The sequence below is a fragment of the Methylobacterium sp. 174MFSha1.1 genome, assembly GCF_900116815.1.
In the GTDB taxonomy this organism is placed as follows: Bacteria; Pseudomonadota; Alphaproteobacteria; order Rhizobiales; family Beijerinckiaceae; genus Methylobacterium.
The window spans coordinates 192,398-213,381 of record NZ_FPCB01000011.1 but is presented as its reverse complement, the minus strand read 5'-3'; the positions used below and the strand labels follow the sequence as shown (position 1 = coordinate 213,381).

Annotated in this window: 15 protein-coding genes; 6 read left to right on the top strand and 9 right to left on the bottom strand. The window is 66.7% G+C overall.

Annotated features, from left to right (window positions below; translation table 11 throughout):
* Positions 1 to 57 precede the first annotated feature (57 nt).
* The 6 genes from BM430_RS10890 to BM430_RS10860 all read right to left on the bottom strand — a co-directional run bounded on the left by BM430_RS10890 (position 58) and on the right by BM430_RS10860 (position 8,122).
* The gene (locus tag BM430_RS10890) at positions 58 to 1,413 is read right to left on the bottom strand and encodes a cytochrome P450 (RefSeq protein WP_093567271.1); all 1,356 of its coding nucleotides are present in this window, start codon (positions 1,411 to 1,413) and stop codon (positions 58 to 60) included.
* Positions 1,410 to 1,802, bottom strand: a complete 393-nt coding sequence (locus BM430_RS10885) for an ester cyclase (protein WP_177303018.1) — start codon at positions 1,800 to 1,802, stop codon at positions 1,410 to 1,412. The genes BM430_RS10890 and BM430_RS10885 overlap by 4 nt, the downstream gene beginning before the upstream one ends.
* Positions 1,799 to 3,220 carry a SagB family peptide dehydrogenase gene (locus BM430_RS10880; protein WP_177303017.1) on the bottom strand — a complete coding sequence of 474 codons (1,422 nt, stop codon included), beginning with the start codon at positions 3,218 to 3,220 and terminating at the stop codon, positions 1,799 to 1,801. Before BM430_RS10880 ends, BM430_RS10885 begins: the two co-directional genes overlap by 4 nt.
* Positions 3,217 to 5,466 carry a TOMM precursor leader peptide-binding protein gene (locus BM430_RS33900; protein ID WP_177303016.1) on the bottom strand — a complete coding sequence of 750 codons (2,250 nt, stop codon included), beginning with the start codon at positions 5,464 to 5,466 and terminating at the stop codon, positions 3,217 to 3,219. The genes BM430_RS10880 and BM430_RS33900 overlap by 4 nt, the downstream gene beginning before the upstream one ends.
* Positions 5,466 to 7,598 (bottom strand): B12-binding domain-containing radical SAM protein, encoded by a 2,133-nt coding sequence (locus BM430_RS10865; protein WP_143132001.1) that lies wholly within the window; start codon positions 7,596 to 7,598, stop codon positions 5,466 to 5,468. The genes BM430_RS33900 and BM430_RS10865 overlap by 1 nt, the downstream gene beginning before the upstream one ends.
* A gap of 194 nt (positions 7,599 to 7,792) precedes the next feature.
* Positions 7,793 to 8,122 (bottom strand): hypothetical protein, encoded by a 330-nt coding sequence (locus BM430_RS10860; RefSeq protein WP_093567267.1) that lies wholly within the window; start codon positions 8,120 to 8,122, stop codon positions 7,793 to 7,795.
* Positions 8,123 to 8,433: 311 nt separating this feature from the next.
* On the opposite strand from BM430_RS10860, the gene BM430_RS10855 reads away from it, so the two are divergent.
* Complete coding sequence (locus tag BM430_RS10855; protein ID WP_093567266.1) at positions 8,434 to 10,173, top strand: S53 family peptidase; 1,740 nt, start codon at positions 8,434 to 8,436, stop codon at positions 10,171 to 10,173.
* Positions 10,174 to 10,308: 135 nt separating this feature from the next.
* Here BM430_RS10855 and BM430_RS10850 read toward each other — a convergent pair whose 3' ends face one another.
* Both BM430_RS10850 and BM430_RS10845 read right to left on the bottom strand, forming a co-directional pair.
* Positions 10,309 to 11,904, bottom strand: coding sequence for a GntR family transcriptional regulator (locus BM430_RS10850; RefSeq protein WP_093567265.1), 1,596 nt, complete (start codon positions 11,902 to 11,904; stop codon positions 10,309 to 10,311).
* A 306-nt stretch (positions 11,905 to 12,210) separates the two neighbouring features.
* Positions 12,211 to 13,113, bottom strand: coding sequence for an AraC family transcriptional regulator (locus tag BM430_RS10845; protein ID WP_093567264.1), 903 nt, complete (start codon positions 13,111 to 13,113; stop codon positions 12,211 to 12,213).
* Positions 13,114 to 13,276: 163 nt separating this feature from the next.
* On the opposite strand from BM430_RS10845, the gene BM430_RS10840 reads away from it, so the two are divergent.
* Positions 13,277 to 13,885, top strand: a complete 609-nt coding sequence (locus BM430_RS10840) for a DUF308 domain-containing protein (protein ID WP_093567263.1) — start codon at positions 13,277 to 13,279, stop codon at positions 13,883 to 13,885.
* 41 nt (positions 13,886 to 13,926) lie between these two features.
* Here BM430_RS10840 and BM430_RS10835 read toward each other — a convergent pair whose 3' ends face one another.
* A complete protein-coding gene (locus BM430_RS10835) occupies positions 13,927 to 14,787 on the bottom strand; it encodes a LysR family transcriptional regulator (RefSeq protein WP_093567293.1) in 861 nt (286 codons plus the stop codon).
* A 291-nt stretch (positions 14,788 to 15,078) separates the two neighbouring features.
* On the opposite strand from BM430_RS10835, the gene BM430_RS10830 reads away from it, so the two are divergent.
* From BM430_RS10830 to BM430_RS33895, 4 genes are all read left to right on the top strand, one after another.
* Complete coding sequence (locus BM430_RS10830) at positions 15,079 to 15,960, top strand: NAD(P)-dependent oxidoreductase (protein ID WP_093567262.1); 882 nt, start codon at positions 15,079 to 15,081, stop codon at positions 15,958 to 15,960.
* A 13-nt stretch (positions 15,961 to 15,973) separates the two neighbouring features.
* Complete coding sequence (locus BM430_RS10825; RefSeq protein ID WP_093567261.1) at positions 15,974 to 16,822, top strand: alpha/beta fold hydrolase; 849 nt, start codon at positions 15,974 to 15,976, stop codon at positions 16,820 to 16,822.
* Positions 16,823 to 16,923: 101 nt separating this feature from the next.
* Positions 16,924 to 17,454, top strand: a complete 531-nt coding sequence (locus BM430_RS10820) for a VOC family protein (protein ID WP_093567260.1) — start codon at positions 16,924 to 16,926, stop codon at positions 17,452 to 17,454.
* A gap of 1,202 nt (positions 17,455 to 18,656) precedes the next feature.
* Positions 18,657 to 20,924 (top strand): hypothetical protein, encoded by a 2,268-nt coding sequence (locus BM430_RS33895; protein ID WP_143132000.1) that lies wholly within the window; start codon positions 18,657 to 18,659, stop codon positions 20,922 to 20,924.
* Positions 20,925 to 20,984 lie beyond the last annotated feature (60 nt).

Sequence of the window (20,984 nt, the reverse complement as noted above, 5' to 3'; positions counted from 1 at the left end):
GGCTCTCGGGGTGATGGGTGGCCGCGGGCACGGGATCGACGGGAGGGAGGCGGGCGGTCAGGCGGGCGAGGCCCCGTCCCACGGTTCCGGAATCATCCGGAGGCCGCCGCGGGGGCGCAGCGTCACGAGGGCCTCCGGCACGACTGCCCGGTCGTCCGCGGGGCGCAGGCGGCAGGTCTGGAGCAGCGTCGCCAGGACGAGCTGCAGTTCCATCATGGCGAAGTGCTCGCCGATGCAGTGGCGCGGCCCGGCTCCGAAGGGCAGGAACTGATGCGCGTGATGGCCGGCCGTCCGCTCGGGCATGAAGCGGTCCGGGTCGAACCGCTCGGCCTCGGGCCAGAACGCCTCGTGCCGGTGGACGAGGTAGGGGCTGATCGGAACCAGGGTGCCGGCCGGGACGTGGTGGCCGCCGACGACGTCGTCGCCGACGGCGATGCGCGACACGATCCAGATCGGGGTGAACAGCCGCATGGCCTCGCGCAGCACGGCGGCGAGGTAGGGGAGGGACGGCAGGTCTTCGACCGTGGGCCTGCATCCGCCGAGCCGCGCCAGTTCGTGGCCGACGCGCCGCTCCACCTTCGGGTGACGCGCCAGCAGGTGGAACGTCCAGGTCAGGGCCTTCGCGGTCGTCTCGTGACCGGCCAGCAGCAGGGTGACGCTCTGGTCGATGAGGGCCCGGTCGGTCATGGCCGGCAGCCCCCGCCCGTCCCGGGCGGCGAGCAGGAGGGACAGGGCGTCGACCCCCCCTGGCCCGCCCGCAAGCCCTTCCGCATGCCCGTTCCCATGGCGGGCCGCGACGGCACGCTCCACGACATCGTGGATCACCGCGAGGGCGCCGATGAAGCGGAAGCGGGCGTCGCCCGTCCGGGGCGTTAGCCCGCCCATCGCCTCGTTGAGGATCTCGACGGCGTCGGTGAACGGGTCGGCGTCGTCGGACAGGTCGTAGCCGAACAGGGCCCTGGCGACGATCCGCAGGGTCAGCCGGCTCATCTCGGCCCCGACCTCGATCGCCCGGCCCGGCCGCGCCGCCCAGTCGCCCCGGACGGCCACCGCGGCCTCGACGATCAGGGGACCGAACGCCTCCACCATGTTGCGGCGGAACAGGGGGGCCAGGAGGTGGCGCTGGGCCCGCCAGGTCTCGCCGTCGCTGGTCAGCAGGCCGTCCCCCAGCATCGGCTTGAGCATCCGCAGGTCCGGGGTGCCCTCCTTGGCGTAGTTGCGGACGTTGGTGACGAGGACGTGGCGGATGTGATCGGGATGGCTGATCAGCACCGCGCGCCACGCGTCCGTGCCGTATCCGACGACGTCGCCGTATTGCCGGCGCATCCGGGCCAGGAAGGCGAGGGGCTCCTCGCGGATCTCGTCGAGCATCAGGGCCCGGCCCGGCCCGGGGGGAGGCGAGGGGGCCGTCACCGGTAGAGCCCGAGCTGCCGGAGCATGGTCACGGTGTCGAAGACGGCCTGGCGGCTGACGATCAGGCTGCCGCGGAACCCGAGCAGGTCCATCCCGGAGGCGCAGAACCGCCGGCCGGTCGCCGGGTGGCCCAGGAACGGCGCCCGGTGCGTGCCCGAGGTCCGGGTGAGGACGACGATCCGGTCGCCCTCCCGCACCGTGTCGAGGACGGCGTGGTCGATGTCCGGAAAGGCCTGTGCGTAGCCGGCGGCCATCGCCCCGAAGGCGTCCGGGCCGTCGGCCAGGCCGGGCACGCCGGTCCGGCAGTCGGCGGCCATCACCTCGCCGAGGCGGTCGAACGCCCGGGCATTGAGGAGCGCGTAGAACGCGGTCGCGACGTCCCGGATCACGCCGCCCTCTCCGTGCTGCCGAGCATGAACTCGCCGACCGGGGCCTCCTCGAACGGGTCGAGGCCGACGGCCCGGCAGAACGGATCGACGACCCCGCCGCCGAGCGAGCACGGCGCCAGGCCCATCGCCGTCGCCGTGAGGTACATCGCCTCGTACAGGACGCCGACGTTCTTCATGATCACCGCGTAGACGACGGACTGGTACTTCCATTGCAGGCGGCGGAAACGCGCCGTGATGACGAAGAAGACCTGCGGCCTCGACTGGCGGTCGGCGGTGCGCCAGCCGATCTCGAGCAGTTCGGCCGTCTGCCCGTTCTCCGGAACGACGAGGCCGAGGCGGTGCCCGACCGGATCGTAGTGGTAGAGGCCGCGCTCCAGCCCCGCGCATCCGCCGACCACGGCGTAGATCTCCAGCTCGTGGATGGCGCCGCCGCCGGGATAGGGGCGCAGGCTCAGCTCCATCTCCCCGGGCGGGGTGGAAAGGACGTGCTTGACGCGCGCCGTGCGGTAGAGGAACTCGCCGAGTTGCGCGACGGTGACCGGCGCCTCGGCGTAACGGCGCACCGACCGGCGCCGCTCGACCACCTCGGCGAAGGGCAGGTCGCGCGCGCGAAGCGCGTCGAGATCCGGCATGTGGAGCGGGATGTCGTGCGCCCAGCGGCGCGGGGCGGAGAGGGGCGGCGGCGGCACCCGTCCCTTCATCGGGAACGTGGCGCCGTACGGCGCGTCGTGGCGTCCCTGCCGGCTTCGCGCGTGGAACAGCAGGTCGTGGAACTCCCACCCGGCGAGGGGGTGCGCGAGATCGGATTCCGCGCTCGTGTCGTTGCCCACGGCCGCCGCCGCGCGGACGTGCAGGAACATGTCGATGAGCGCCGCGGCGACCGCGTCGGGCAGCCCTGCGAGCGAGGCGGCCTCCTCCACGCTCCTCGGCACGGCCAGCGCGGCGGCCAGAGCCGCGACGCGGCCGTCGTGGCAGAGGAGGCGGGCCGTCGAGAGCGGGCATTCGAGCTCGAGGCCGCCCTCGCCCCGGCGCAGCCAGGCGAAGCGCGAGAGCGCGTAGAGCCGCCCGGGCACGACGGCGCCGGAGACGAAGGCCGGCCCGGGCGTCATCGGGTGCAAAGTCGCCAGGGGGACGCCGTCGTGGAGCGCGGTGCGCCGGACGAGGCCGAGCTCGTGCAGCTGGAACTTGGCCCGTTCGAGGGCCATGAGACCGCGCAGCCCTTCGGCCGCGACCACGGGCGCGGCCAGCGCGTCCTCCTCGACGGGGCCGTCGGCCAGGCTCCGCAGGGCGGCGATGCTCCCGGGCGTCAGGCCCGTCAGGGGCAGGTCGAAGCGGCGGCCGTTGACCGCGAGCGATCCGTCCGCCTCGGCGAGGGCGATGCCGGGGACGAGGGTCAGGTGGATGGTCGGTGCGGTCATATGAAGATGGAGTAGGGGTTGAGATCCGCCTCGGCGCGCGGGGCGTCGAGCCATCCGAGGGCGACCGGCACGTCGTAGAGACGCCCCGGGGCGAGCCGGCGCCACATGTGGCGCAGGCCGGGAACGACCACGCGGGCGACGGGCAGGCCGATATCGGGCCGGGTCTGGTCGACCAGGAAGGCCTCGAGGCCGGCCTCGCCCAGCCGCGCGACGAGGCCGCGCACCGCGGCGCCCGCATCCTCCCAGGGCGGTGCGGGAAAGTCCGCCGCCCGGCGCGGCGGCAGGGCCGGGTCGGGCACGAGGTAGGGCTGGGACGCCCGGGTGGCGCTCCGCAGCCAGTCGAGCATCTCCGCGTTCTCGGCCCGGTACTGCGTCCGGCCCTCGGCTTCGGTGGCCGAGACGAAGCCGTAGGACTGGTTCAGCTCGGTCAGGGCGCGGAGGACGGCGCGCGGCGCATCGAGGGAGGCCCCGAACCCGAAGATGACGTCCTCGGCCGCCCGGTCGGTGCGGGCGGACAGGGCGACGATCACCGGCACCCCGAGATCCGCGCCGACGTCGATCGCCCAGATCTCCCGCCCGAGGTCGCGGTAGCGGCGGCAGAGATCGTCGATGTAGGGGTCGCCGAAGCTCGCGAGGTCGACTGCCGGCCGCGACAGCCGGTTGTACCACCAGATCGCCACGGCATCGCGCTCGATCAGTTCGACGAGGCCGGCCAGGACCGCCCGGTCCGGCGCCCCGGCCGCCGCGCAGCCGTTGCTGTCCGCCAGGCAGATCATGCGCGCCAGCTCCGGATGGCCGTACCAGCAATAGGCGGCGGGCAGGTAGCGGATCTCGTCGTGGGTCAGGCTGCGGGCCGGCGTCCAGTCGATCTCGTCGTCGGGGTCGAGCGGCTCGGTCACGACCTGGTGCGGGCTGCGCAGGGCGCGGTTCCAGGCCCGCCGGCCTTCCAATTGCGCGTCGCTGAACAGCAGGCAGGCCGAGGGGTGCAGGGCCGCCGCACCGAGCCGCCGCGCCGAGGACCGGAGGACCGGCTCGACGTCGCCCTGCCAGATTCCGGCATGGCGCTCCAGCGCCTCGCCGATCGCCCCGCACCGCGCCTGGGCGGGCGTCCGCCCCTTGCCGCCGCCGCGGCCGATGAGGTTGCGCTGCAGGACCTTGAGGTCGTCCTTGAACATCGGGAAGAAGTGCACGGCGATCGCCGTATGGACGAGGGGGTTCGGGCTCTCGAGCCCGGGTTCGACCCGCTGGACGACGCCGGTGATCTCGTCGACGAAGCGGTCGAGGTCGGCGCCGTCGGGCTCCCACAACGCCGTCGGTTCGCCGCCCGGGGCGGTCCGCGCGAGCGGGTGCGGGACGGGCGTGCCGCAGGCCAAGTCAAGCGTGCCGCAGGCCAAGTCAGGCGTGCCGCAGGCTTTGCATTGCGGCCGCCGCACGACCTCGTGCAGGCGCGTGCTCAGGTCCGCGGCATCCACCGTCAGGATCCGCCCGAAGAGGCGACCCGGCCGGCGGCCCCCGATCCAGGACAGGACTTCCGCGACGGCGATCTGGCGGCAGAGGTCGCGGGTCGTGGCGGTTCCGGAGGGCGGCGCCGTCGGCGCCGGCCCCCGGCGCAGCCTCCCGATCCAGGTCTCGGCCTGACGGGCCTCGCGGACGCGGTGGGCCAGACAGGCCCAGCAGGCGGTGTCTCCGGGAGCAAAGAGCGGTCCGACCCAGCCCGGCCGGCCGGCCGGCTTCACGACCAGCCAGGGACGGCCGTCGGCGAGGCGCGCCGCGTTGATCGCCTCGAGGCGGGGGTCGAGGATGTCGTCGACGAGCACCACCGACAGGTCCGCCTCGCCGTCCGCGATCGCGACGCCCGAGCGCGCGAGCGCCTCCTCGAACGCCTCCGCCTCCTCGCTTCGTCCGGCGAGCACCCGGACGCGCGTGGCGCGGAGACCGGCCTGATCAAGGCCGGCCGCGTCGCACCAGGCGCCCGCCGGACCGTCCGGGTCGTTCCGGCTCAGCAGGCCGGACCGGCCGAGTTCCCCGAGCGCGAAATAGCTCTCCGCGAGCGGCACGCGATCCGCCAGGACGGCGCAGACCTCGTCGAGGCCGCGCGTTCCGTCGAGCAGGGGGGCGGCCGCCGCGAAGGCCCGGCCGTTGAAGAGGCGGTAGCGGTCCTCCGAGAGGACGAGGAGCTGGTCGGGCTCCACGACCTCGACGACGCAGTCCCCGCGCCACAGCAGCGGTCGGCCGGAATCCTCCATCACGCGGTTTCCCGGAGTTCGGCGCGCGCAGTCCGCTCCGCCTCGATGCCCGGCGCCTCCACCACGGTCAGGGGATAGACGTACTGCCCCCGCTGGTAGACTTGGAGCACGACGTCCGTCGCCCAGGCGTCGAAGGACAGCCACACCAGGCCGGTGCGGTCGACGCGGTAGCGGTGACGGCCCCGGACCGGGAGCACGTCCTCGCCGGCCAGGACGCCCTGGTAGACCTCGACGACGTTGTGCCCGGTGACGACCTCGGTGTCCTCGAAGCATTCGGGGATGCGGAACGCCGCTGCGTTGACGCGCAGCGCGTCGCGCAGCAGCGACAGGTCGTCGGCGGGCCGCCGCCCCGCCACGAACGCCCCCAGCAGCGCCTCGGCCTCCGCGTAGAAGGCCGGCAGGGTGCCGCGCCCGACCAGTCGCAGCAACGCGAACTGGTCGGCGGGCCACCAGATCCCGAGATAGTCGGGAGCGGCGATGAATTCCGCGTGGCCGGCCTGGATGCGCTCCGCCTGTCCGGCGAGCACCGCCACCATGTCGGACAGGACGGGGTAGCGCTCCGGCTCGGCATCAGTGAAGGCCTCGACCATCTCGCGGAAGGAGAAGCCGTAGGCCCGGTTCAGCGTCACGAAGACGATCTGGAGCAGCCGGTTGAAGTGGAGCAGCTCGACGAGCCAGGCGAAGACCCGGGCGCGCCGCCAGTCCGCACGATCGAGCGACTTCGTCGCGATGATCGTGTCGATGAATTCGTGCACGTCCTCGCCTTCGCTGATCGCGATGTCGTCGTGCTGGTAGATGATGCGCAACGGCACCGACTCGATGCCGAACCGCGCGATGTAGGCGGGGTCGCCCATCTCGGCGTTGATCAGCACCGAACAATTGTAGGACGTCATGCGGTTGTGCTGGCCGTTGGCGATGATCAGGTCGATGCCGCTGGCGAAGGACTCGTAGGTTTCCCCGGGCAAGCCGACGATGATGTCGGTGTAGGTATCGAGCCCGTCGCGCTTGAAGCGCCGCTGCAGCTCGTTGAACGACGAGATCGAGATGTTGTCGCGCTTGATGGCCTTGAGGGTCTGCTCGGCCACGCCCTGCATGGCGATCGTGGCGCCGAAGGTCGCGACCTTCGAGTCGGTCAGGATCCGCTGGATCTGGTAGGTCCGCTCGACCTGGTTCTTGGCGTTCTGGATGCTGATGTTGACGAAGCTCTCGTGCCGCTCGTAGGTATCGACCAGGTAGCGGGCGATCTCGACGTCGCGCGGCAAGATCCCGAAATTCGCGTCGCAGATGAACAGGAACCGGATCTTGTTCCTGGCGAACCAGTCCATCTCGGCCTGAAGCCGGTCCATGTCGAAGCGGTGGACCTTGCTGGCCACCGCGGACCCCCAGTCGCAATAGGTGCACGAGTAGGGGCAGCCGCGGTTCGTCTCCCACATGGCCATCCAGCCCTGCCCGGGATTGGCGCGGATCAGCGGGTCGAACACGCCGGACAGGTAGGGCGAGGGGAACGCGGACAGATCCTTGGCGCGGCCGAGGCTGCGCGCCGTCGCGAAGCGCCCGTCCTCTGCCAGACGGCTGATCGAGCCGACATCCGACCAGTCGCCCGATTCGTGGGCTTCGAGGATCTGGAGGAAGGCGCGCTCGGCCTCGCCGTGGCAGACGACGTCGACGAAGGGGTACCGGCGCAGGAAGGCTTCGGCCCGCGCCGGAACCTGAGGTCCCCCGAAGACGATCAGCCGGTCGGGCCGCAGGCGCTTCAGCTCGCGGGCGGCGGCGAGGTTCTGCTCGACGTTCCAGATGTAGCTGCTGAAGCCGACCACGTCGGCCTCCGCCATCGCGGCGACGAGTTCCCCGATCGGCAGGCGCTTGTAGACGGGCAGCAGCCATCGGTACCGGTCGGGGTCGCGCGCATGGGCCTGGACGAAGGCCTGGAGCGTGCCGACCGCGTAGGGAATGTAGCTGAAGGACGGCGCAGCGTTCGACCACGTCCCGGCCTGCGCGACGATCACGCCGTCCTCGACCGTGAAGCGCTCGCGCTTGCGATGGGACCAGTTGACCTGGGCGATCTGCACGACGCCGACCGTGACCGGACGATCGCGTCGGGACAGGCCAACGGTCCGACGTAACTGTACCACCTGAGCCCCTCCAAATCCGGGCCGGATCGTCCGGTCCTGTCGTACGAAGCCCTTCGACGGCTTCGGGCGGTTCCTGCGAGAATCGCGTCCGCGACGCGGATTTCGGCTTCGCGCGGATGTTTCTTCGCGCGGATGTTTCGTGCGGATGCGGGCGCGGGGCGGACGGAACCGCCCCGCACCCTCCGTCGGCCCGGTCAGGTGCAGGTGGTGCAGGGCGTGCAGGTGGTGCTGGTGTCGTCCGCCACCGCCGCACCGCCCAGGTTGTCGGGCTTGTTGGGGATCCAGAGATAGTACGACCCGTCCTGGTTGCCCTTCTGCCAGTCGGTCACCTGCCGCTCCACATCGCCTTGACCGGTCGGATCGACGCGCACGACATAGATCTTCGCCCCGGTGACCGTGCTGATTCCGTAGCTGTTCAGCGTCGCCGCGGGGTCGGCCTTAAGCTTATCGAACTCAGACGGATCGGCCCATATTTTGGAAACGAGTTTTCCATAATTGGTAGAGAATTGATGCTGGTTGAACATGGCGAACCTAGTCTCCTCGCCCCTTCTCGGCAAATACATTGCAGCCGCGTTTTTGGGCCGATGTCAATTAATTTTTGCCGTTGCAGTGGTGCATCTTGTCGGTGTATGAGCGAAGCAGCGATGGGGCGTTCATCCGAAGACGTCGACATGCATACGACATGACCTCTTTCGAAAGAAAAGTCGCGTCATTTATCTTTGATCGTCGCTCTGCTGATCGTCGCGGCGTGCCGCCCGGTCTTCGGCGGTCGTTCCTCGCGGGCGCGGCATCGCAGGCTCGATTCCGGTGCCCGTCGGGATGAGGAGAAGCACGGATGGCCGCGCAGGTTTACGAGGCGCTGAAGGGCAGCGCACCGGTCCAGCTGTCGTCGGCGGTGCGCGAGCAGCCGGTGGTCGCGGACCAGGAGGTGATCGTCACCGTGCTGCTGCGCCTGCCGGCCTCCGCCGCGGCGCTGCCCTCTCTCGACGCGCTGTCGTCCGGCCAGGGTCTCGGCGGCGGGCTCGGCCATTCCGGCTATCGCCGGACCTACCAGGCCGATCCGGCGGACGTCGCCGCAGTGGAAGCGTTTGCGGCCAGCCACGATCTGCGGGTCGAGGCGGTGGACCGGTCTTCGAGGACGGTTCGGCTCGCCGGATCGGTAGGCGACATCAATGCCGCGTTCCGCGTCACCCTCCACACCTACGCGTCCGATGCCGGGACTTATCGCTCCTACGATGGACAGGTCTCGGTTCCGGCCGAACTGAAGACCATCGTCAAGGCGGTGTTCGGCCTGAGCACGCGCCAGGCGGCGACGCGGGGTCCGGTCGTGGGACGGTCCGGGTCGCAGGTGCCGACCAAGGGCGTGCAGACCGCGCCGACGGTCCCCGGAGCGAGGCCGGGCGGGGCGCGGCCGCCGGCAGCGGAAGCGGTGGAGCAGGACGAGGAGGAGGGCACCCACGACCTGCCGCCGAACGGCGACTATCCGATGAACATCGCCCGTCTCTACGGATTTCCGAGCGCCGCCGCCGGCTCCGGGCAGTCCGTCGCGCTCATCGAGCTCGGAGGAGGGTTCGACCTTGAGACGCTGAAGACCTATTTCGAGACCTACGCGCGCGTCCCTCTGCCGGCGGTCTCGGCGATCACGGTCGGCCAGGGCACCAACGACCCGCTCGGTCGCGACGCGGCGGAAGTCTACCTCGACATCGCGGTCCTGGGGACGATCGCGCCCCATGCCAGGATCAACGTCTACTTCGCCGAGAACACGTTGCAGGGCTTCCTGCTCGCGGTGAAAACGGCCATTCACGATCAGGACAACCCGAACTCGATCATCTCGATCAGCTGGGGCATGCCCGAATCGACGGTGAACGCGGCCTATCTCGACGCCATGAACGAGGCCATGCACGAGGCGGCCGCAATCGGCATCACGGTCTGCGCGTCGAGCGGGGATTACGGGTCGGCCGATACGGCGACCAACCCGGGCGGCACCGCCCATGTCCACTTTCCCGCGTCGAGCCCGTTCGTCCTCTCCTGCGGCGGCACATCGGTCACGCGCGGCGCCGGCGGCGGGATCGCCTCGGAGGTGGTCTGGAATTCCGGCGTCCAAGCCTCCGGCGGCGGCATCAGCGCGGTGTTCCCGCCTCCGGCCTACCAGGACCCGTCCGTCGCCGCGGTCGCGTCGGTCAATCCCGGCGCGCCACCGGGGCGGGGCGTGCCCGACGTCGCCGGCTGCGCCGACCGGGACACGCTCGGCTACTACGTGCTCGTCGGTTCCTACCCGTGGATGACGGTGCACGGGGGAACGAGCGCCGTCGCGCCGTTATGGGCCGGGCTCTTCGCGCTCGTGAACGAGACGCTCGGCATGCCGGTCGGGTTCGTCAACCCGGCTCTCTACGGTGACACGGCCCGGCAGCACTGCTTCCGCAGCATCGTCAGCGGCACCAATGCGGTCGGAACGACGCCGGGATACCGGGCCGGGCCGGGCTGGAACGCCTGTACCGGGCTCGGCAGCCCGATCGGTGCTGCGCTCGTCGCCTTGTTCGAGGAACTGGCAGCGAAGACGCCTCCCGAGGCGTAGAGCATTTTCCGACGAAGCGGACGCCGGTTCGTCGAAGAAAATGCGGCAAAATCAGAGGCGTGGAGAGCTTCGCGACGGCAACGCGATCGTGAAGTCCTCGAGCGGCGGCCCGCCTCGCGCGCCGCCGCCCTCCGCTCAGCCGAAGGCCGGGAGCCTTTGGGCGAGATCCGTCGCGAGGCCGCAGGGCAGCATCTCGCCCTCCGCCAGCAGGGCGTAGCGGTCGCTGAAGGCGCCGCAATGCTCCGCCATCGCGCGGCCGGCGCCGACGGGATCACGGGCAAGGATCGCCGTCACGATCTTCGTGTGATGGGCGAGCAGCATGGCGTCGCGCCCGCCGCCGATCGCCGGCGCGGTGAGCGAGGTGTCGAAATAGGCCGTCGTCAGGTCGCGCAGCACCTCGGTGATGTAGAGGTGGACCGCGCTGCCGGCCGCCCGCGCGATGGTCAGGTGCAAGCGCAGATCGAGGTCGATCCGGCGTCGCGGGCTGAGATGCGAGCGGCCCATCTCGGCGAGGATGCGGCGCAGGTCGGTGAGGTCGCGCTCGCTGCCGCGCTCGGCGGCGCGGCTCGCCGCCCAGACCTCGAGGTAGCCGCGCAGGCGCGACATGGTCTGCAAGTGTGACAGGTCGGCCGCGGCGAGCGAGGTCAGCGCGACCGGCGCATCGACCGTGCGCGTGCCGCTGCGCTCGTCGGCGACCACCGTCCCGTCGGCCTTGAGCGCGGCCAGGGCCTCGCGCACCGAGGCCCGGCTCACGCCGAACACCATCGCGAGCCGCCGCTCGCTGAGGAGGCGCGCGCCGTCCCGCGCGTGCCCGGTCGCGATCATGCCGGCGATCTCGCGGGTCAACCGGTCCTTGAGCTGCTCGGGGCTCGCCACCGCGAGATCGCGCAGGATCAGGTCGTCCCGCGGAACCGGCGCGTTCCGCGGGCCGCGCTCGCCGCCTTCCATCCCGGACCGGTCGAGGTCGCGAAAGGCGGCGGCGCGGCTCGCGAGGGCCGACAGGGCGGCGGCCCTGTCGCGTCGTCGGATCGCATCCGCGAGGGTGCGGCGGCCAAGGCTAAGCGGGTCCGCCTGGGCGGCCTGCCCCGACGCGGCCGCGGCCCGGAGCAGGCTGCCGAACAGGCTGCGGATCCCGCGCGCGAGCTGGCGGACGATCATCGCGTAGATCGGGCTGAGCGAGGCGTCGGCGAGCGCGAGGCGCCAGCCGACCTCGTCCTCCGCCAGGGCCTGGAGCTCCCGGTCCGGCGGCGCCGCCGCGACGCGGTCGGCGGCGCGGGCGAGCGCCGCGTCGGAGGCATCGCGCAGGAGCTGCTCGACGACGCAGCGGTCGAGGAACGCGACGAAATCCTGGAGATCCTCCAGGTTCTCCTGGTTGGCCCGGAGCAGCTCGGCCAGTTGCCCGCCCCGTTCGATCGCGACGACCCGGGTCCCCGATCCCTGGACGGCCTCGATGTAGCCGTCGAGCTTGAGACGGTCGAGGGCGCTGCGGACGCAGACCCGGCTCGCCGAGGCCGCCTCGGCGATGCGCCGCTCCGGAGGCAGGCGGGCGCCGGGCGGCAGGCGCCCGGACGCGATCAGATCCAGCATCGCCACCGCGAGGCGATCGGAGCGGACCGATTTGGTCTGCGTGCGCAAGTCGATCGCGGCCAGCCGACCGAAATCGGCGAGATCCAACGGGCACGCCGTCTCGCCCCGCAGGAGCGAGAGCTTGAGCCGCAGGGCTCCAGTCATGACGATCGTCCTCCCGGGACCGGCCGCTCGAAGGGGCCGGAGCGTTTTTACGATCCTAGAGCGCTGTGCGACCGGTCAGCAATGGCCGACAGTCGGCTCCTGGGCGCGTCGTCAGGCTGGAGCATGGGGTCAGCCGCGGCGTGAGGAGAGCCGATGCGGACCCAGGCGAATCGCAACCCCGAGCGAGACGACGGCCCTGGCGAACCGAACGACCTGACGGATGCGCCAGGGGCGCCGATCGCGCCCATGCCGTCGAGCGACGACCGGCCGAAGGTCGTTTCGCGCCTGCCGTTCCACGCAGACGGGTCACGCCCGCGATTGCTGCTCGCTCGGCGGCGCAGGCTCGTCCCTCGGTGGATGGCCGAACATCGCCTTGTAGGCACGGCTGAACGCCGCTTCGGATTCGTAGCCGACACGGAGCGCGACCTCGCCGACCCGTGCCTCGCGGGCGACCAGCATGTCCCGCGCAAGCGTGAGCCGCCACTCGTTCTGGTAGCGCAGGGGCGAGCGTCCGACGAGGGCGGCGAACCGCTCGCAGAAGCTCGACCGGGACATGCCGGCCGCGTCGGCCAGGGCCTCGACGCTCCAGCGGGGCAGCGGCCGCTCGTGCAGGACCTTCAGCGCCCGGGCGATGCGGGTGTCGGACAGCCCGCCCAGCCATCCGGTGGTGTGCCCACGCTGCACCCAGGTCCGCAGGGTGCGGATGACGATGACGTCGATGATCCGTGAGATCATCAGGGCCGCGCCGGGCTCGTCGTCGGTCACCTCGACCATCAGGAAGGGCACGATGCCGTCCAGCCACCCGGCGCCTTCGGCGCGCGGAATATGGATCCGCCCGGGCAGGGCCGAGATCATGCCGCGGAGGCTGTGGGGATCGAACCAGAACCGGCACACGATCACCGAGGCGTGCGAGGCGGATGCGACCAGCCGGGCGCCTGCGAGCCCGCGGGGCAGGAGCACGAGATCCCCCGTGTCGATCGCGTCGCGCTGCCCGGCCTCGTCCTCTACGGCGAGCGCGCCGTCGGCGACCACCAGCACGTAGGCGGCCCCGGCGTCCAGGTCCAAAGGGGTCGACGGCGCGACGTCGTGCGACCGGACATGGTCCCCGGTGAGCCGGATCTGCGCCAGCACGTGCGAGAGCAGGTCGCCGGAGACCATGCCCGGTCCGCCGTCCGGAAGAACGGTCAAGTTTTCAAGCGATCCGGTCATGGGTGCCATCGGCGTCCGATCGTAAACCTGCCTTCCGAAGCGATGCGTATCCCTCTGAACACGCACCGCTCTCACCAAGCGCCGCGTTCAGGTCGCCGGGTCCACCGCGTGATGGGCCGTCGTCCCGATCCTCCGCCGCGTCGCGCACCCGAAGGGCACGTCGATGACGACCATCCACCATCCCGGCCGTGACATGTCGCGCCGGCTGAGTTCCTATTACTTCCTCCGTGCCGGGGTGTCCGCCGGCTGGGTCGCGGCCGCCGTCACCCTCGGAGCAGCCATGCCGCCGGCTGCGGCGGCGCATCTGGTCATGCCGCCGGCCGCGGCGGCGCTTCTGGTCGCTTATCCCGCCTGGGACGCCGTCGCCAACGTCATCGACGCGCGGCGCAGCGGCGGCTTGGCCGCCAATGCCAGCCAGGCCCTCAACGCGGCGGCCAGCACGGTCGTCGCCGTCGCGGTGGCGGTCGCGCTCGGTCGGGGCCCGCACGCGGTGCTGGCGGTGTTCGGGGTCTGGGCCATCCTCGCCGGCCTGCTGCAACTCGCGACCGGCGTGCGGCGCTGGCAGGCCGGCGCCCAGTGGGCGATGGCCCTGAGCGGAGCCCAGTCGGCCCTCGCGGGCACCCTCTTCATACTCAAGGCGAAAGGTGCCTCGACGCCCGGGATCGCGGACATCGCTCCCTACGCCGCGTTCGGCGCCTTCTACTTCCTGGTCTCGGCCGTGTGGTTGATCGTCGGATCGGTGCGGAAGGGGGCGACGGACCGGATTGCCTGATCCCGCGGGGCGCCGGCGGACCGCGCGTATCCGCGTCGGCATCATGCGGTCGCGTTCACGAGATGGTCCGAGACGGTCGCGATGAAGGCACGCAGGCGCTGGAGACGCCGCAGGTCCCGGTGATATCCCATCCAGATGTCGCGCGCGGGGGGCGGCGTCGGCATGTCCAGGCTGCGGAGTCCCGGGATCTGGTTGCCGACCACGCGCGGCAGGACGGCGATGCCGACGCCTTCCCGGCACATGCGCCCCTGGACGTTGCGGTTGTTCGATCGCAGGACCGGTCGCGCGTTGGGGAAACTCTCGATCAGCCACGCGATGTCGGGGAAACGGCCCGTGGACGTGTCATGGGTGATCAGCCGGTAGCCCGTCCCGTCGCCGTATTCGGGGTCTGCCGCGTCCTCGGCGATGTAGACGCCGTATTCGAGTCTGAACAGCCGTCGCTGAACCACATCGGCCGTGTCGAACGGCACGATACGAAACGCGACGTCGGCCTCCCGCTGGGCAAGGTTGAACAGGCGCGTACCGGTCAGGATCTCGACGTCGACGTGGGGGTAGGCCTTCGAGAAATCCGCCAGGACGGGAGGGAGGACATAGGCCCCGAACCAGTCCGCTGAGGAGATACGCAGACTGCCCTTGAGATTCCGCTCCTGCCCTGCGAGCCGGCGCTCCATGGCCAGCGCGCCTTCCTCCATCTGCTCGGCCAGCGGGATGATCCCGTGGCCCTCGTCGGTCAGAACGAGACCATCCGCCGTGCGCTGGAAGAGCGTGTGACCGATCGCCTGCTCGAAGGCGCGCAGGCGCCTGCCGACGGTCGGATGGCTTGTCTGAAGCGAACGCGCGGCGCCGCCGAGCGTGCCGGATCGCGCGATGGCGAGAAAGATCCTGACGTCGCTCCAGTCCATCGCGACCACCCGAACAAAAATGAACGGCGAGAGTACATTCATGTCAGTTAACGAACAAATCCAAGCACATAGATTGTCGTCGTCGCCGGGAGAGACGCCCCTGTTGCGGATTTCCCCCAACCCACCTGCGCGGCCGCTCGGGTGACCCCGGCCGTGCGCGGGGAGGCCCGCGTGGCTCGCCTCGTCATCGCCGTCGGCCACCTCGCGGGCGCGGGTCTCGGCCTGACGATCGCCCGGCAGCCTGCATCCGGTCCCGGGCCCCGCCGTCATCGCATCAACAGGAGTTAGACCATGCAGATCGGGTTCATCGGTCTCGGCAGTATGGGCTCGGCCATGGCCCTCAACCTGGTGAAGGCCGGCCATGACGTCCGGAGCTGGAACCGGAGCAAGGTCGCCCAGGAGAGGGTTCCCGGGGTAACGCTGCTCGAACGTGCGGCGGAAGCATTCGAGGGCGAGGCAGTCTTCACGATGCTGTCGGACGACCCTGCCATTCGGGAGGTGATCCTCGATGCCGGCCTGCTGGCGCATGCGCGACCAGGGCTGACCCATGTCGTCACCTCGACGATCTCGCTCGCCTTCGCGCGGGAATTGACGCTCCTGCACGACGAGGCCGGTCTCGGCTACGTGTCCGCGCCGGTCCTCGGACGACCGAGCGTAGCGGCGAACGGCCAGCTCAACATTTTGGCAGCCGGGAAGGCCGAGGCCGTGGCTTTGATCGAGCCGCTGCTCGCTCCCCTCAGCAGACGAGTCTGGAAATTGGGGGAGACCCCCGCTCGGGCGAATGCGGCCAAGCTCGCCTGCAACATGATGATCGCCATGGCGATCGAGGCGATGGCCGAGGGTGTCGTGCTGACCGAGAGCGTCGGCCTCGACCGTGCGGAATTCTTCGAACTCATCCTGGGCACCCTGTTCTCGGGCCGCGCCTACGAGAGCTACAGCGCGCAGATCACCGAACGATCGTTCGAACCGGGCTTCAAAGCCAGGCTCGCCCTCAAGGACATGCGCCTCGCGACGGAGGCCGGCCGCGAGATCGGACGCACGCTCCCGCTGCTCGACGCGGTCCGCGACGGGCTCGGCCACGCTGTCGCGGCTGGTTTCGGAGAGAAGGACTGGTCGATCATCGCCGAGATGACGGTTCGTGGCGGCGACCGCTCTTCTCACGCTCACATCTGAACGGAGTGCGATCATGATCGCGGCCTTGCAGGGATTCACCCAGCAACTCGTGCCGGCGAACGGCATCAAGATCAATGCCGTCACCGGGGGCGCCGGTCCGCCGATCCTACTGCTTCACGGCTGGCCTGAAACCTGGTGGGAATGGCACAACGTGATGCCGCTGCTGGCCGAGCATTTCAGCGTGGTGGCCATCGACCTGCGTGGCGCGGGCTTCTCCGACTGTCCCCTAGACGGCTACGACAAGGCCACGATGGCGCGCGATGCGCATGAGGTCATGGTCGCGCTCGGGCATGACCGCTACGCGGTGTGTGGGCATGACATCGGCGGCATGGTGGCGCTGCCGCAGGCGGCGATCCATCGAGAGGCGGTCACGCATCTCGCCGTGCTCGACGTGCCGCTTCCCGGCTGGACCGGATGGGAGGCGACGACCGCGAGACTCTGGCATTTCGGGTTCCACATGAACCGGGATCTGCCCGAGCGCCTGATCCACGGTCGCGAATACGACTACGTTTCCGCCTTCATGGCCGAGCGCTTCTACGACCACGGCACGTTCGATCCGGTCGACGTCGAGATCTACGCGAAGGCGATGGCGCTTCCCGGCCGCACCCGCGGCGGCATGGAATGGTATCGTACCCTCGACGCCGATCATACGGCTGCCCTGGCGTACAAGACGCGACCGCTGGAGATCCCGGTGCTCGGCCTAGGGGGAGACCAGCGGTTCGGGGCGCAGATGGTGCCGATGCTGCAAGAGTTCGCCACGCATGTGACGGGCGGCTCGATCGCGCGGTGCAGCCACTATGTCGCCGACGAGCGGCCGCACGACGTCGCGGCCGCTTTGATCGACTTTCTCACGGCCGACTGAAAACCGGCGCCCGCGAGACAAGGCGGGCCAGGCCTGCCGCGATCCTCCGGGCAAAGTCCGTTCGAGGGCGCGCTCACCCCAGTCAACACAAGGAGACCATCATGTCCCGACCCGTCATTCGCGGCGTCAACCATATCGGCATCACGGTACCCGACATCGAAGCGGCAAAATCGTTCCTCGTGGACGCCTTCGACGGCCAGGTGATCTATCAGTCCTTCGGACCGCCGGATCCGCCGCGTCAGGGGCCCGACTTCGAGCGGGCTGTCGGCGCGTTCCCCGGAACGGTCGTTCGTGCCCAGGCGATGGTCAAGATCGGGACCGGAGCCGACATCGAGCTGTTCGAAATGAATGGTCCCGAACAGGCCCAGCCGATCCGGGCCAGCGACTTCGGCATCACGCATTTCGCGCTCTACACCGATGACATCGATGCGTCGGTCGAGCGCTTCGAGCGGGCCGGCGGCACGCCCCTGACCGCGCCGCGCGCCATTCCCTACGCGACGGAGAAGGGGCCGGGAAACAGGGTGTGCTACTGCCGGATGCCTTGGGGCACGACGATGGAGTTCATCACAACGCCCGACCGGATGGGCTATCATGACCAGACGGATCTGCGGAGATGGCAGGACGAGGACTGAGCAGGCGCGAAGCGGGATCGGCATCGGCGATATCGCGGCGATGCCGAGCGTTATCAGGCGACGCGACGCGGCGACGGCCGGCGCACGAGCTTCGAGTAGGGGCTGGCGGCGAGACCTGATCAGCACACGAGGCGACAACGGCGGATAGCGCGAGAGCGGAGGCAAGGTCGCGGGCGAGCTTGTCGTAGCGTATTGCGATGCCACAGATTATGCTGCGCTGAGCGTCTGTCCGAGGCAGGGCCGTCGGGTAGGATGCAACCAGAGGCGGTTTTTCCGTAACCGATATCGTCACGATACATGAGGCGCATGCGCAGATATTGGAGCAATGGAACGCCGATAAATCAGTAAATACTTCAATTTATGTTGCTTACTAATATAATTTCATAAAATATATAACAGCCAACAAAAAGAAGAATTATATAGAATTTATAAATCAGAAATTCAAATGTACAAAGGAAAATTCGACCGGGTTGCTCACCAAGAACGACATTTAATTGCCGCGACTGGGAAAGATATTGACCATCATCCGACAAAGTGCCGCTGCGGTGCTGCCGCCGAACTCTCGATCGACTTGTTGATTGGTGAATGGCAGGGGCCCATCAGGGATTGGCCCTCTGCATTCTCGTTCCAGCTATTTTTAGGAGCCTCCGATCGAGGTAAGAGTACATGCGTTTTGCGAATTAAAGACGATTGTTGTCCAAAGTCAGAATGGCATCGATATGTTTTATATTTTTGACCGACAGAAAATCCTCGGCGATTTTGTAGATGCAAAAAATAATTTCGACTGCAAGTATGAGCAGAGTTCCAACGAATAAATATGATGCAAGATATCGCCTTCAGACATCAAAAATATCAATTTGTTGCCGTGAATATTGTTGATTTGATCCGAAGTATTCAGATTTTTTGTAGGGTTGATCAATATTATATTTTTAATTTGTGATAAAAATATGTAAGATATATTTCAGACTTGACAATAATAGAGCTTCGTAGGATTGAAGGCCCGTGGACGGGCGCACGGAGCGGATTGGTGTGACGAGAACCTCGAAAAATCTCAGCCGGGGCGAGCAGATAAATTGTCGCGTTCTGCTAATCGCACCGCTTGCACCTCAGGAATCTCTGTTTTTCTAATACAGCGATTGCCGCTTCTCTCAGAAGAATTTGTATAATTCGCGATAGTTGTAACTAGCGGGCGCCAGTGGACCATGAAACATTTTATCAGTCGCATGATCCGGACGGTTGGCAAGAAGCCAGAGAAATCGCAAGTTGCAAATAATGCTGACGTAAGCAATCCAGCCATAGACAAAAAGGCTCTAGAGCGTTCAGTCATCGTCAAGAACTTCGACGCAAATTATTATCTCTCAACGAATCCTGACGTTGCACAGATTGGACACGATCCTCTTGAGCATTTTCTACAATATGGATGGCGTGAGGGACGAAATCCGAACTCGTGGTTTCGTATTAAATATTATTTGGATAAGAACAAGGATTTTCTTGAAAATGACATCAATCCATTTTTCGACTATCTTATCAAGCGGGAGCACATAACGGAAGATGATAGAGACGAGGTGGCAGATACACCTGGCCCCGATAAAGATGATGCCATCCGCAGTGTCGTAGCTTCGCATTTCGATGCAGCATATTACTTGGCTCGGAATGGCGATGTTGCGGAGAGCGGTGTCGATCCCCTGGATCATTTTCTCGAGTATGGTTGGCGCGAGATGCGCAATCCGACCGACTGGTTCGATATAGATGAGTTCTTAAAAACACGGCCGGACGTCGCCTATGCTGGTGTTAACCCATTTTATCACTATCTTCTTGAGCGGCAACAATATCAAGCGAATGATGCAACTGATGCAAGGCCGACCGGTGCTCCTGCGTCCGCCGACGCTGCTGCACTGAGCTTTCAACGCTCTAAGATAGAGCCGTATTTCGATCGAGAGTATTATCTCAAGACTTACGCCGACATCGCCTCTGCAGGGGTTGACCCCCTTGCCCATTTCGTTGCTCAGGGGTGGCAAGAGGGACGCAATCCGACCGCCCAATTCGATGTTCGCGAGTACCTCCGTTTAAATCCCGACGTCAAGAGTGCGGGTGTCAATCCGTTCTATCACTACGTTGTTGTTGGGAAATCGGAAGGACGTCAGACTAAATCCGAGCATTTCGTAGAGTCGAAGATCATCGCGTCTGCGCGCTCTATGGGCGCAAGGGCTGCTCAGGATCTCAGTGGCGCGTCGCATCGCGTCGCGCTCAAACCGGGTATCCTTGATGAATACGTGAGGCGACTGATTCCTGGTAGCCGTACTCAGGTCATCATAAGCTTGAGCCACGACGATTACACCGGGAATTATGGTGGTATACAAAATTGTATTGGGCAAGAACAAAGAGCGTCGAATTCGATGGGTGTCAGTTATGTACACCTCTCTCCTTCGCGTCCGACGCTCTACTTCGACCCGGACCATGGGCGAAAGGAAGCCCTCGTTACGATTGTCATCGACGGAGATCGAATCGGGCACGCGAAGGAGTCCGATTTAGTTGCATGTTTATCCAAGCGTATCTCTGGATCAAGTATCGATAATCGCTTAATTATTCACTCATTTCTTGGATTTTCGTTAGACTTCATAACTGCTTTGCATGAGACCATTCGGCCTCGGAATAGTTCAATATGGATTCATGATTGTTCGACGTTATGCACGAATTACGCTTTATTGCGTAATGATATAGAGTTTTGCTGGGCTCCCAAGCTCGAGTCGGCCTCATGCACCGTTTGTGTGTATGGCAGTGAGCGCGGCGAGCATCTCAAGGCGATGCGCCGTCTCTTCGAGATGCTGAAACCGGATGTGATCTTTCCTTCTGAGACCATGCGTGATTTCTGGATCAAAAAATCCAATTTCACCGTGGGAAGCTTGAGCGTATCACCGCATGCTCGTCCGCTCTTCGGTGATCGGTTCCGAAGTCGAGACGTTGGGCGTCCTGCGAAAGTCGCCTTTGTCGGCATGGCCTCCGCTCATAAGGGATGGCATGTTTTCCAGGAGCTCGCCGAGACATGCCGTCGCGATCCACGGTACAGTTTTTTCCATTTTGCAACATCCCCCAGCGAGCCGACTCCCGCAATTCATTTTGTTCCTACAACAGTGACGTCTCAAAATTCTTTGGCGATGATTACGGCTCTCATCGAGCACGATATCGATATGGTCGTGCAGTGGTCTCTTTGCTTCGAGACATTTTCATTCAGCACCCTCGAGGCGGTCCTGGCAGGCACATATATCATTGGTCGCCGTGACAGTGGAAACGCTGCCAAAATGGTTGAGGACTATCAGTCCGGTATTCTCCTGGACAGCAAGAAGGACCTTGTCAAATTCTTTTCTTCTGGAAGCGCGTACGAGAAATTGCGTATTTATCGATCGCGATCTATTCCTGTTGGTTCAATCGAATTGACCGGCCCGGAATTTTCTTCTTATATTGAACGTTAGGAGACTGAGATGTCGAAAGTGCATTGCTTCACGAGCATAACCTTCTCGTATTTATCGCGA

What these genes read in the sequence shown, in the direction of transcription:
- BM430_RS10880 (WP_177303017.1), bottom strand. Translation starts at nt 3,220, where the DNA reads ATGACCGCACCGACCATCCACCTGACCCTCGTCCCCGGCATCGCCCTC.
- BM430_RS33900 (WP_177303016.1), bottom strand. Translation starts at nt 5,466, where the DNA reads ATGGAGGATTCCGGCCGACCGCTGCTGTGGCGCGGGGACTGCGTCGTC.
- BM430_RS10860 (WP_093567267.1), bottom strand. Translation starts at nt 8,122, where the DNA reads ATGTTCAACCAGCATCAATTCTCTACCAATTATGGAAAACTCGTTTCC.
- BM430_RS10855 (WP_093567266.1), top strand. Translation starts at nt 8,434, where the DNA reads ATGGCCGCGCAGGTTTACGAGGCGCTGAAGGGCAGCGCACCGGTCCAG.
- BM430_RS10850 (WP_093567265.1), bottom strand. Translation starts at nt 11,904, where the DNA reads ATGACTGGAGCCCTGCGGCTCAAGCTCTCGCTCCTGCGGGGCGAGACG.
- BM430_RS10845 (WP_093567264.1), bottom strand. Translation starts at nt 13,113, where the DNA reads ATGACCGGATCGCTTGAAAACTTGACCGTTCTTCCGGACGGCGGACCG.
- BM430_RS10840 (WP_093567263.1), top strand. Translation starts at nt 13,277, where the DNA reads ATGACGACCATCCACCATCCCGGCCGTGACATGTCGCGCCGGCTGAGT.
- BM430_RS10835 (WP_093567293.1), bottom strand. Translation starts at nt 14,787, where the DNA reads ATGGACTGGAGCGACGTCAGGATCTTTCTCGCCATCGCGCGATCCGGC.
- BM430_RS10830 (WP_093567262.1), top strand. Translation starts at nt 15,079, where the DNA reads ATGCAGATCGGGTTCATCGGTCTCGGCAGTATGGGCTCGGCCATGGCC.
- BM430_RS10825 (WP_093567261.1), top strand. Translation starts at nt 15,974, where the DNA reads ATGATCGCGGCCTTGCAGGGATTCACCCAGCAACTCGTGCCGGCGAAC.
- BM430_RS10820 (WP_093567260.1), top strand. Translation starts at nt 16,924, where the DNA reads ATGTCCCGACCCGTCATTCGCGGCGTCAACCATATCGGCATCACGGTA.
- BM430_RS33895 (WP_143132000.1), top strand. Translation starts at nt 18,657, where the DNA reads ATGAAACATTTTATCAGTCGCATGATCCGGACGGTTGGCAAGAAGCCA.